At 73.0% G+C, this 11,813-nt stretch carries 10 protein-coding genes and 1 pseudogene; 5 read left to right on the plus strand and 6 right to left on the minus strand.

Going from position 1 to position 11,813, the window contains the following annotated elements:
* Positions 1-72 precede the first annotated feature (72 nt).
* The 4 genes from aat (at position 73) to HLB09_RS07500 (ending at position 4,005) form a co-directional block, all read left to right on the plus strand.
* On the plus strand, positions 73-768 hold the full coding sequence (gene aat, locus HLB09_RS07485; RefSeq protein WP_409372983.1) for a leucyl/phenylalanyl-tRNA--protein transferase: 696 nt from the start codon (positions 73-75) through the stop codon (positions 766-768).
* 191 nt (positions 769-959) lie between these two features.
* The gene (ctaC, locus tag HLB09_RS07490) at positions 960-1,844 is read left to right on the plus strand and encodes an aa3-type cytochrome oxidase subunit II (protein ID WP_171202772.1); all 885 of its coding nucleotides are present in this window, start codon (positions 960-962) and stop codon (positions 1,842-1,844) included.
* A complete protein-coding gene (gene ctaD, locus HLB09_RS07495) occupies positions 1,841-3,610 on the plus strand; it encodes an aa3-type cytochrome oxidase subunit I (RefSeq protein WP_171202773.1) in 1,770 nt (589 codons plus the stop codon). The genes ctaC and ctaD overlap by 4 nt, the downstream gene beginning before the upstream one ends.
* Positions 3,607-4,005 (plus strand): cytochrome c oxidase subunit 4, encoded by a 399-nt coding sequence (locus tag HLB09_RS07500; protein ID WP_171202774.1) that lies wholly within the window; start codon positions 3,607-3,609, stop codon positions 4,003-4,005. The genes ctaD and HLB09_RS07500 overlap by 4 nt, the downstream gene beginning before the upstream one ends.
* Positions 4,006-5,434: 1,429 nt before the next feature.
* Here the strand turns inward: HLB09_RS07500 and qcrB are convergent.
* From qcrB to ctaE, 4 genes are all read right to left on the minus strand, one after another.
* Positions 5,435-7,126: a cytochrome bc1 complex cytochrome b subunit gene (qcrB, locus tag HLB09_RS07505; RefSeq protein ID WP_171202775.1), complete on the minus strand. Its 1,692-nt coding sequence runs from the start codon at positions 7,124-7,126 to the stop codon at positions 5,435-5,437.
* Positions 7,123-8,151: a cytochrome bc1 complex Rieske iron-sulfur subunit gene (gene qcrA / locus HLB09_RS07510; protein ID WP_171202776.1), complete on the minus strand. Its 1,029-nt coding sequence runs from the start codon at positions 8,149-8,151 to the stop codon at positions 7,123-7,125. Before qcrA ends, qcrB begins: the two co-directional genes overlap by 4 nt.
* The gene (qcrC, locus tag HLB09_RS07515; protein WP_171202777.1) at positions 8,148-8,951 is read right to left on the minus strand and encodes a cytochrome bc1 complex diheme cytochrome c subunit; all 804 of its coding nucleotides are present in this window, start codon (positions 8,949-8,951) and stop codon (positions 8,148-8,150) included. Before qcrC ends, qcrA begins: the two co-directional genes overlap by 4 nt.
* A 115-nt stretch (positions 8,952-9,066) precedes the next feature.
* Positions 9,067-9,705: an aa3-type cytochrome oxidase subunit III gene (ctaE, locus tag HLB09_RS07520; RefSeq protein WP_171202778.1), complete on the minus strand. Its 639-nt coding sequence runs from the start codon at positions 9,703-9,705 to the stop codon at positions 9,067-9,069.
* A 168-nt stretch (positions 9,706-9,873) separates the two neighbouring features.
* Between ctaE and trpD the strand changes: the two genes are divergently transcribed.
* Positions 9,874-10,941: an anthranilate phosphoribosyltransferase gene (gene trpD, locus HLB09_RS07525; protein ID WP_171202779.1), complete on the plus strand. Its 1,068-nt coding sequence runs from the start codon at positions 9,874-9,876 to the stop codon at positions 10,939-10,941.
* A 15-nt stretch (positions 10,942-10,956) separates the two neighbouring features.
* Here the strand turns inward: trpD and HLB09_RS07530 are convergent, their stop codons facing one another.
* On the minus strand, positions 10,957-11,238 hold the full coding sequence (locus HLB09_RS07530) for an Lrp/AsnC family transcriptional regulator (RefSeq protein WP_171202780.1): 282 nt from the start codon (positions 11,236-11,238) through the stop codon (positions 10,957-10,959).
* 139 nt (positions 11,239-11,377) lie between these two features.
* Positions 11,378-11,813 (minus strand): annotated as a pseudogene (locus HLB09_RS07535) (hypothetical protein); the annotation flags it as partial.

The following is an 11,813-nucleotide window of genomic DNA, read 5'->3' on the forward strand; positions in this document are numbered from 1 at the left end:
CGCGGGCCGGCAGCGAGGGGTCCGGCCCCGGCCACGGGCGGTCCGCGGCTGCGGTCGGGCTGGGGCGCCTCCCTGGCGGCGGCCCTCGCCGCCGCGGAGCCGGGGGAGGACCTCGTGGCGACGGGGGCCGACCTCGAGCCCTCCACCCTGCTCGACGCCTACGCCCTGGGGCTGTTCCCCATGGGGCTCGGCGGCGGGGGTCGCCGTCCGATCGGCTGGTGGTCGCCCGACCCCCGCGGCGTCCTCCCGCTCGACGGCTTCCACGAGACCCGCTCCCTGCGCCGGTCGCGGCGCTCCTTCACCACGTCGGTCGACGGGGCCTTCGCCGAGGTCGTGGCCGGGTGCGCCGACCCCTCGCGCCCCGGCCGCTGGATCACCGTTGAGGTGCGCGAGGCGTACCTGCGCCTGCACCGGCTGGGCCACGCCCGCAGCGTCGAGGTCCGCGACGCCTCGGGGGCGCTGGTGGGAGGCGTCTACGGCGTCGTCGTCGGCGGGCTCTTCGCCGGGGAGTCGATGTTCTCGCGGGCGACCGACGCCTCGAAGGCCGCGCTCGCGGCGCTCGTCGAGCTCCTCCGCGACGACGGCGCCGGGGGCGAGGGCCGCCTGCTCGACGTCCAGTGGCGCACGGACCACCTCGCGTCCCTCGGCGTCGTGGAGATCTCCCGCGCCGCCTACCTGGCACGGCTCGCGCGGGCCGTGGAGCTGCCGCCACCGCCCGGCCTCGCGGAGGGCGCCGGCGGGGCGAGCGGTCCCGCGGGCGGGGCCTGACCCGCTCCGAGCCGGGGCCCGAGCCGGGGCCCGAGCCGGGGCGCCGACGGCCGCGCGGGGCGGGGGCGCGCCACGGGCGCGAGCCCGCCTCACCCGTCGGGGGGGCGGGGGGTAGCCTTCGAGCCGTCAACACCCCGCTGCTCGTCGCCGTGCCCCGAGGGCGCGGCGCCGACGGACCCGGAAGGCCGACAGTGCGCCCGACCGCCACGAAAAGCCCTCGCCGCAGGGCGCTCGCCCTGCTCGGCGGGACCGCCGCGACGGCCCTGCTCACGGCGGGGTGCTCCGCGCAGGAGCTCTCCACCGGGTGGCTCCCCAGCACGCGGGACACCACCGACGAGACCGGCCGCATCATCACGCTGTGGAACGGCTCCTGGATCGCCGCGCTGGCCGTCGGCGTGCTCGTCTGGGGTCTCACGCTGTGGGTGGTGGTCGCCTACCGCCGCCGCAAGGACGAGGTCGGCCTGCCGGCGCAGCTGCGCTACAACGTGCCGCTGGAGATCCTCTACACGGTCGTCCCGCTCATGATGGTGGGCGTCCTCTTCTACTACACCTACCGGGACCAGACCGAGATCGAGGCGCTGCCGGAGAACCCGGACGTCAACATCGGCGTCGTCGGCAAGCAGTGGGCCTGGGACTTCAACTACGAGGACGAGGACGTCTACGAGACCTCCACGCAGGTCGACCTCGACGAGCAGGGCAACCCGATCAGCGAGATCCCGACGCTGTACCTGCCGGTCGACCAGACGGTGCAGTTCACCCTCACCTCGCGCGACGTCATCCACTCCTTCTGGGTGCCGGGCTTCCTCTACAAGAAGGACATGATCCCGGGGCGCGAGAACCTCATCGCCCTGACGCCGCAGCAGACCGGGGTCTTCGAGGGCAAGTGCGCCGAGCTCTGCGGGCAGTACCACTCGGAGATGCTGTTCCGCGTCGCGGTCGTCGAGCAGGACGAGTTCGACGCGCAGATGGACCGGCTGCGAGCGGCGGGCCAGACGGGCCAGCTCGGCAGCGACCTGGACAAGACCACCTCCGACGGCACCATCGACGCCGTCGACGTTCCGGAGGACGAGGGATGACCACCTACTACGAGGCGGCCGGCGCGGGGGAGGCCACGACCACCAGCACCCGCCAGTCGCTGGGGCGGGTCTCCGAGCGCACGCTCGGCCGCGCGGTCGTGTCCTGGATCACCTCCACGGACCACAAGACCATCGGCTACCTCTACCTGGTGACCTCCTTCTTCTGGTTCCTGGTGGCGGGCGTCATGGCGCTCGTCATCCGCGCCGAGCTCTTCGAGCCGGGCATCCAGATCGTGCAGAACAAGGAGCAGTACAACCAGCTCTTCACCATGCACGGCACGATCATGCTGCTGATGTTCGCGACGCCGCTGTTCATCGGCTTCGGCAACGTGATCACGCCGCTGCAGATCGGTGCCCCCGACGTCGCCTTCCCGCGCCTCAACATGTTCTCGTTCTGGCTGTTCGCCTTCGGCGGGTTCATGGTCTTCCTCGGCTTCTTCGTGCCGGGCGGCGCGGCCTCCTTCGGGTGGTTCGCCTACGCACCGCTGAGCAGCCAGGTGTACTCGCCAGGGGTGGGCGGTGACCTGTGGGTCTTCGGCCTGGCGCTGCAGGGCTTCGGGACCATCCTCGGTGGCGTCAACTTCATCACCACCATCATCTGCATGCGCGCCCCCGGCATGACGATGTTCCGGATGCCGCTGTTCACCTGGAACATCCTGCTGACCTCGGTGCTCGTCATCATGGCGTTCCCGCCCCTGGCCTCGGCGCTGCTGGCGCTGGGCGCCGACCGCCGGTTGGGTGCGCAGGTCTTCGAGGCCGAGAACGGCGGCGCCATCCTCTGGCAGCACCTGTTCTGGTTCTTCGGCCACCCCGAGGTCTACATCATCGCGCTGCCCTTCTTCGGCATCGTCACGGAGATCTTCCCGGTCTTCAGCCGCAAGCCGATCTTCGGCTACAAGGGCCTCGTCTTCGCGACGATCTCCATCGCGGGCCTGTCCGTGACCGTGTGGGCCCACCACATGTACGTCACCGGCGCGGTGCTGCTGCCCTTCTTCGCCTTCATGACGATGCTCATCGCGGTGCCCACCGGGGTGAAGTTCTTCAACTGGATCGGCACCATGTGGCGCGGGTCCATCACCTTCGAGACGCCGATGCTGTGGTCGATCGGCTTCCTCGTGACCTTCCTCTTCGGCGGCCTGACGGGCGTCATCCTCTCGAGCCCGCCGCTGACGTTCCACCTGTCCGACAGCTACTTCGTGGTGGCGCACTTCCACTACGTCGTCTTCGGCACCGTCGTCTTCGCGATGTTCGCGGGCTTCTACTTCTGGTGGCCCAAGTTCACCGGGACGATGCTCGACGAGAAGCTCGGCAAGATCCACTTCTGGCTGCTGTTCGTCGGCTTCCACGGCACCTTCCTCATCCAGCACTGGCTGGGCGTGATCGGGATGCCGCGCCGCTACGCCGACTACCTGGCGACCGACGGCTTCACCGGCATGAACCAGGTGTCGACGATCTTCTCGTTCATCCTCGGCGCCTCGATGCTGCCGTTCGCCTACAACGTCTACAAGACGTGGCGGACCGCGCCCCGCGTCGTCGTCGACGACCCCTGGGGCTACGCCCGCTCGCTCGAGTGGGCCACCTCGTGCCCGCCCCCGCGGCACAACTTCGTCGCCATCCCGCGGATCCGCTCGGAGTCGCCGGCGTTCGACCTCCACCACCCGGAGGTCGCCGCGGCCACGGCGACCACGCCCGACCGCACCACCCTCGACCGCCTGTACGGCGAGGCCGACCTCGCCGGTGAGCCGAAGGGGAAGAACAACGCATGAGCATCGAGACCAAGCTCTTCTTCAGCGGCGTCTTCGTCTTCTTCCCGGTCGGACTCATCTACGGCCTGTGGTCGCGGTGGGAGGCCGTCGGCACGACGGGGCTCTTCCTCACCGGCGGTCTCGCCGCCATGGTCGGCGGCTACCTCTGGCTGACCGCCAGGCGCATCGACCCTCGTCCGGAGGACGACCCGCAGGCGCACATCAGCGAGGCGGCCGGCGACCAGGGCTTCTTCAGCCCCTGGTCCTGGTGGCCGCTGCCGCTGGCCCTGTCGGCCTTCGTCATCTTCTTCGGTGTGGCCGTGGCCTGGTGGGTGACGTACATCGGGGCCGCCATGGCCGCGGTCTCCCTCGTCGGCTTCGCCTTCGAGCACTACCGCGGGCGCTTCGCCCACTGACCCGGCACGGTCACCCCGAGAGCGCTCGGGACTGACGGACGACGGCGCCCCACCGCACCTGCGGTGGGGCGCCGTCGTCGTCGTTGCCGCTCGCCGAGCGGCGGGCACGGGTGCGTGGCTCGGTGGCGCGCAGCTCGGTGTGCGTCCGTCGGAAGACCTCGTCGTCGGGCGCAGGCCACCGCAGGGCTCCGTGCGGCGACACGGTCGACCGGCAGCGCGGAGTTCCCTCGACCGGTCAGGGTGCCCGCCGCCCCGGTGCCGGTGCCCTCGTCCCACCGCAGCAGCCCCGGACCCGCCCGTAGCCCGACGGCACGCGTCGTCGGACCGCTGTGACGACGTCCCCGGCCGAGGGGACGGCCCCGTCGACGTCATCGGCAGGACCCGTGACCGGCCGCAGCCAGCACGGTGCCGGCCTCGTGGCCCCTCTGCTCCTCCCGTGCCCGCGCTCACGTCCTCTCGGGCCTCTCGGTCGCCCTCGGAGGCCGTCCCGCTGAGCCGGCCCGGTGAGGCGGACCGCGACCTCCGGCGACGCGCACGGACGACCGACGGGCGTCAGGCCGTCCCGCCCGGTGCCGCGCGGCCCCGGAGGTCTCGGGAGCTGCGGTGGGGGAGCCAGCGACGACGCTGACCCGGGAGGGGCGCTGGGGACCCGACGTGCGCATGCACGGCCGAGGAGGGGGATGGGGACGGCATCGGCGACACGTGCCCCCCGATCGGGGCGCTCCGCTGCCCGCGGACGGGTACCGCCAGGGACGGTGTGCGCGCCGGCTGACCGGTCCGCCGCGTCGGGCCACCCCTCCGGACGGCGTGCGACCGGGGTCCGGCCGGGGTCCTGGCTCCTGTTCAGAGGGGTCGGGTCGTCCCGCTCCCTTCGCCCACGCCCGTGCCCGGGGCGCCGATCGACCAGGCGCTCGGCGCGTCAGAGGCGGTGTGCCGTCGGAGGCGACGGCGTCTGTCGCCGCCCTCTCGCCCGCAGCCCGCATGCCAGCCACCCGTGAAGGCGTGCCACCCCTGGCCGCGTGGCCGCGTGGCCGCGTGGCCGCGTGACCGCCGACAGCCGACAGCCGACAGCGGCGCGCAGGACGGGTGCCCCGGGGGGCGGAGTGGCACGCAGGGGTGGCACGGGCGTGTCCGGCTCCCTCCTCCTGCCCTGCAGCACGGCCGCGTGGTGGCCGGCGGAGGGCGCCCACGACGTCGCGGGGACCGCGACCTCGGCGCGGGCTCGGAGCGGACGTGCGTCGACGTCGTGCCCCGCCCAACCCGTCCGACGCCGGGTCGGGTGGCGGGAGGGGCGCGACGACGCGGTCAGCTCCCTCGTCCCGCGCCCGGAGCCCACCGGCCCGGCCAGAGACGACGAGAGCGCCCCTCCCGCGAGGGGAGGGGCGCTCTCGTCGTCCGTGGCTCGGTGTCGCTCAGACCCGCGTCCTGGTCAGACGCTGGAGCCCAGCTCGCGTCGCTCGGCCTCGCGGCCCTCCGGCTGCTCGATGGCCTCGTGGTCGCCGTGGTGGCGAGCCGCCTCGAGCTCGCGCGGCGTCACCGGCTCGACGCGGTCCTCGAAGAAGAAGTTCGAGAGGTTGGCGCGCAGGCGCTCGTGGGCGGGCACCTTGCGGCCGTCCTCGTGCTTCTTCGGCGGGATGGCGAGAGGGCGGTACGCCTCGTGCTGGACGAGCACCCAGCGCTCGGTCTCGCTGAGCGGCTCGTGCACCTCGAAGTACTCGCCGTCCGCGGTGCGGACGACACGGCCGGTCTCGTGCCCGTGCAGGGCCAGCTCACGGTCCTTGCGCTGCAGGGACAGGCAGATGCGCTTCGTCACCACGAACGCCACCGGGGGCAGGACGAAGAAGGCGAACCGCAGGAGCCAGGTGAGGTCGTTGATCGACAGGCCGAAGGCGATGGCCATGAGGTCGTTGCCGGCAGCGGCCCACATGACGCAGTACGACACGATCGCCATGACGCCGATACCGGTGCGGACCGGGGCGTTGCGGGGGCGGTCGAGGAGGTGGTGCTCACGCTTGTCGCCGGTCACCCACTGCTCGAGGAACGGGTAGGCGAGGAGCGCCACCACCATGAGACCCGGCACGACCAGGGACGGCAGGAAGACGTTCAGCGAGAGCGTGAACCCGGCGATCGTGAACTCCGGCTGGCCCGGCATCAGGCGCAGCAGCCCGTCGACGAAGCCGATGTACCAGTCCGGCTGCGTGCCCGCCGAGATGGGTGACGGGTCGTAGGGGCCGTAGTTCCAGATCGCGTTGATCGACACCAGCCCCGAGATGAGGATGATGACGCCGAAGACGATGAAGAAGAAGCCGCCCGCCTTCGCCGCGTAGACCGGCAGCAGCGGGAAGCCCACGACGTTGTCGTTCGTGCGGCCCGGGCCCGGGTACTGCGTGTGCTTGTGCGCCACGACCAGCGCCAGGTGCAGCGCGATGACCGCCAGGATCAGCCCCGGCAGGACGAAGACGTGGAGGATGTAGAGCCGGGGGATGATCGACTCGCCGGGGAACTCGCCGCCGAAGAGGAAGAAGACGATGTACGTCCCCACCACCGGGATGGCGAGGATGACGCCCTCGATGATCCGCAGGCCGTTGCCGGAGAGCAGGTCGTCGGGCAGCGAGTAGCCCGTGAAGCCCTCGGCCAGGGCGAGCACCGCCAGGACGACGCCCAGGACCCAGTTGAACTCACGGGGCTTGCGGAAGGCCCCCGTGAAGAAGACGCGGAGCATGTGCACGACGATGGCGGCGACGAAGATCAGGGCCGACCAGTGGTGCACCTGCCGCATGAGCAGGCCGCCGCGGATGTCGAAGGACAGGTTGAGCGACGAGGCGTAAGCCTCCGACATGGTCACGCCGTACATCGGCGCGTAGGAGCCCTCGTACTCCACCAGCGTCATGCTCGGCACGTAGAAGAGCGTGAGGAACGTGCCGGAGATGAGCAGGATGATGAAGCTGTAGAGGGCGACCTCGCCCAGCATGAAGGACCAGTGGTCCGGGAAGACCTTGCGGGCGAAGCCCTTGACGAGACGGGCCGCGCCGATGCGCTCGTCGAGGTAGTCAGCTGCGCCGGCGGACAGGCGGGCGGTGCGGCTGGTGGGCGTGTACGCGTTGGTGCCGGTGGTGCTCATCCGCGCTCCCAGTAGCTCGGTCCGGGGGGTTCGAGGAAGTCGCTCTGCGCCACGAGGTAGCCCTCGTCGTCCACCGAGATGGGGAGCTGGGGCAGGGCGCGCTTGGCCGGTCCGAAGATGACCTTGCAGTGCTGCGTCAGGTCGAAGGTGGACTGGTGGCAGGGGCAGAGGAGGTGGTGCGTCTGCTGCTCGTACAGGGCGACGGGGCAGCCCACGTGGGTGCAGATCTTGGAGTAGGCGTAGATCCCGTCGACGTCCCAGCCGGCGCGGTCCTCGCGGACGTCGACGACGTCCGGGTCGACGCGCATGAGAAGGACCGCGGCCTTGGCCTTCTCGTCGAGGAAGTGGTCGCTCTCGTAGAGGTTCTCCGGGATGACGTGGAAGACGGACCCGATGGTGACGTCGGAGGCGAGGATCGGCTCGGCCGAGGGGTCGAGGGCGAGCCGGACGCCCTCGTCCCAGAGGGTGTGCGCCAGCGCGTCGCCGGGGGCCGGACCGAGGTCGCGGAGGAGGACGACGGCCGGGAGCGGGGCCAGCGCCGCGGCGCCCACGAGGCCGCCGAGGATGAAGGGCCGGCGCCCGAGGCCGGACTCCTGGCCGCCCTGCACCATGATCGCGGCCGCATCGGTGCGCTCGGCCTCGGTGCCGCGCTGGGGGTGGCGCTCGTCGAACATCTCTGTGTCGGGCATGAGCGTCTTGGCGAGGTGCACCGCCGCCGTGCCGATGAAGAAGATGCCCGCGCCGAGCCCGAGCCCGAGCGAGATGTTGCTGACCTGCAGCGTCGCGAAGGTGCCGTCGAGCGGGAAGGCGAAGTAGGCGACGATGAAGAAGATCGAGCCCACCGCCGACAGGCCCAGCATCGCGAGCACCTGGCGCTCGGCGCGCTTGGCGGCGCGCGGGTCGACGTCGGCCTGGCGGTGGCGGTGCGCCGGGAGGCCGGGGTTGCGGAACCGGACCGGGGTGCGGCCGGCGTCCGGCTCGTCCGCCGGGGACTTCCCCGAGTTGGGGAGCTGGATGTCGCTCACGAGGACTTCGCCCCCAGCCAGACCGCGCAGCCGATGAGGAGGACCATCGCGCCCACCCAGACGAACAGGCCCTCGGTGACGGGGCCGATGGAGCCGAGCGACCAGCCGCCGGGGGACGGGGTGGACTGGACGTTGTCGAGGTAGCTGATGATCTGCTGCTTCTCCTCGGGCGTGATGTTGTCGTCGTTGAAGACCGGCATGGACTGCGGGCCGGTCTGCATCGCCTCGTAGATGTGGCGGCCCTCGACGCCCTCGAGGCTCGGGGCGTACTTGCCCTGGGTCAGCGCGCCCCCCGCGCCGACGACGTTGTGGCACATGGCGCAGTTGATGCGGAAGAGCTCGCCACCGGCGGCGATGTCCTCCGCGTCGTCGAGGACCTCGACCTGGCCGGGCTCGGGGATGGCCGGGCCGGGGGCGAGGGACGCGACGTAGGCGGCGAGGTCGGCGACGTCCTGGTCGCTGAACACCCGCGGCTTCTGCGGCGCCTGGGGCGCCTGCTGGGCCAGCGGCATGCGACCCGTGGCGACCTGGAAGTCGACGGCGGCGGCGCCGACGCCGATGAGGCTCGGGCCGGCGGTCCCGCCCTGGGCCTGCAGGCCGTGGCACGTCGCGCAGTTGGCCAGGAAGAGCTCCTGCCCCCGGTCGACGTCGCCGGTGGCGCCCTCGACGGTGGGGGCGGCGGTGGCGTCCGCGCGGTCCGGCGCCAGGGCGGTGTAGGCGGCGCCCGTCACCAGCAGCGCCATGAGCAGCAGCAGCGCCGTGGCGGCGGGGTGGCGCCGGCGGGCGGCGAGGGTTCTCACGTCTGGGGCTTCCTCACGCTCGGGGTGCGGTGCGGGGCCGTCGTGCCGGTGGCCCGATGGTGCGTCGTCGACGTGGTCCACGTCGACCTCTGCTGCGTCTTCGGTGCCACGGCGCTCACCGGATGATGTAGATGACGAAGAAGAGGCCGACCCAGACGACGTCGACGAAGTGCCAGTAGTACGACGTCACGATGGCGGCGGTGGCCTCGTGGTGGCCGAACCGGCGGGCGGCGAAGGCGCGGGCGATGATCACGCAGAAGGCGATGAGGCCGCCCGTCACGTGGAGCCCGTGGAAGCCGGTCGCCAGGTAGAAGACCGAGCCGTAGGCCGTGCTGGAGATGGTGATGCCCTCGCTGACGAGGGTCGCGTACTCCCAGACCTGGCCGGCGATGAACATCGACCCCATGACGAAGGTGACGACGTACCACTCGACCATCCCCCAGCGGGCGACGTTGAGGTGCCCCCCGAGGCGGTGCGGCTGGAAGCGCTCGGCGGCGAAGACGCCCAGCTGGCAGGTGACCGAGCTCGACACGAGGATCCCCGTGTTGATGGCGGCGAACTGCCCGTCCAGCAGGGGGGCGTCCTCCGCCCACAGGCCCGGGGCCGCGGCGCGGATCGTGAAGTACATGGCGAAGAGCCCGGCGAAGAACATCAGCTCGCTGGACAGCCACACGATCGTGCCGACCGAGGTCATGTTCGGCCGGTTGACGGTCGCGTGGCCCACGGCCGTGGGGACTGCGGTCTCGCTGCTCACGGGAGTGAGTATGGACGACGCCGGTGCGCGGCACGCGGGGGGTGCGCGCGTGTCGTCGCGCCGGTGCCCCGCGGCTAGGCTCCGGCGCGCGGTGCGACCCCCGTGGGGGCGCGCCCCGGCCCCGCAGCGGGTGGCCGGACCACCTGCCCGGACGGCGGCGAGGACGACGTGGACCCCGACACCGGTACGCCCGCGTGGCGCGACCTGACCGCCCGCCTGCTCGGCGGCGAGGACCTCTCCGCCCGCGACACCGCGTGGGCCATGGGCGAGGTCATGTCCGGCTCGGCGCCCCCCGTCCCCCTGGCGGGCTTCCTCGTGGCCCTGCGCGCCAAGGGCGAGTCGGTCGCCGAGCTCACGGGCCTGGCCGAGGCGATGCTGGCGGCCGCGGTGCCCCTCGAGGTGCCGGGGCGCTGCCTCGACGTCGTGGGCACCGGCGGCGACCTCGCGAGCACGGTCAACCTCTCCACGATGGCGGCGCTCGTCGCCGCGGGCGCGGGCGAGCGCGTCGTCAAGCACGGCAACCGCGCCGCGTCGTCGGCCTGCGGGACGGCGGACGTCCTGGAGGAGCTCGGCGTCGCCCTCGACGTGCCGCCGGCGCGCGTCGGCGAGCTGGCGGTCGAGGTCGGCATCACCTTCTGCTTCGCCCCCGTCTTCCACCCCTCCATGCGCCACGCGGCCCCCGTCCGCCGTGAGCTGGGCGTCCCGACGGCCTTCAACCTCCTCGGGCCCCTCACCAACCCCGCGCGCCCGGCCGCCGGCGCCGTCGGCGTCGCCGACGCGCGGATGGCGCCGCTCGTGGCCGGGGTCCTCGCGGGCCGGGGGTGCGACGCCCTCGTCGTGCGCGGCGGCGACGGGCTGGACGAGCTGACGACGACGGCGCCGTCCGCGGTCTGGTGGGCCCGCCGGGGCGACGACGACGCGGCGGGAGACCACGAGGTCGTCCACGAGCGGGTGGACGCCGTCGACCTCGGCCTGGACCGGGCCCGGCCGGAGGACCTGCGCGGGGGCGGACCCGCCGAGAACGCCGCCGTCGTGCGCGACCTCCTGGCCGGTCGACGCGGTCCCGTGCGCGACGCCGTCCTGCTCAACGCGGCGGCGGCCCTCGTGGCCGCCGAGGGCGGGGGCGGCGACCTGCGCGCCCGGCTCGCCGCGGGGCTCGAGCGCGCGGCGGCGGCCGTGGACTCCGGCGCGGCGGCCGACCTGCTCGAGCGCTGGGTGCTCGCCTCCCGCTCCTGACGGCGGCGCGGGGCGCTACCCGTCGAGGCCGAGGTCGAAGGCCTGCTCGAGGTCGTGGCGGGAGTACGTGCGGAAGGCGATGTTCGTCCGCGTCCGCACGACGCCGGGCACCTTGCTGATGCGGTCGGCGATGGCGTCCGCGAGGTCCTCGTGGCGGCGCGCGCGCACCACGACGACGAGGTCGACGTCGCCCGTGACGGAGTAGACCTCCGTGACGTCGGGGAGCTCGGCGATCTCGGCCGCCGCCTCGGGGATGCGGTCGGCGGCGGTGTCGACGAGGACGATGGCGGTGATCACGGGCTCTCCAGGGGTCGGGGTCGGGGCCGGTGGCGGTCGGGTCGTCCGGGGGTGGGCGAGCTGGCCCCCCGCCGGCCCCTCGGCGGGCGGGGCGGCGGGGACGGCGCCCAGCCTGCTCCGTCCGCCGGCCACCGGCGCGTCACGGCGACGGCTGGGCGGCCGCGCCGCCGGACGCGAGAGCTCGACCGGTCTCGACCTCGACCTCCACCTGAGGTCGAGAGTCGAGGCCTCCGGCGTCGACGGCGTCCCACGTGGTGGGGGCGAGGGCGTCGTCGAGGAGGTGGTCGAGCTCGTCCGTCGACGCGGGCAGCCGCAGCCGTTGCACGAGCCCGGCCGCCCCGTGCAGCGGGCTGGCCCAGGTGCCCTCGAGCTCCACGAGGCGCACGCCGTCCTGCTCGAGCCACCGGGCGACGAGCTCGGTCTCGGCGACGAGGGCGGCGGGCGCGGGGAGGGCCGGCGGCTCGACCACCTCGCCGGCCGCGCGCAGGGACGCCACCACCGGCACGGGGTCGGTGCCCGCGGGGGCGACCGCCGTGCCGGCGAGCCGACCGTGCCGGACGAGCACGACCTCCCAG

Source organism: Pseudokineococcus marinus, assembly GCF_013004605.1.
Lineage (GTDB): Bacteria > Actinomycetota > Actinomycetes > Actinomycetales > Quadrisphaeraceae > Pseudokineococcus > Pseudokineococcus marinus.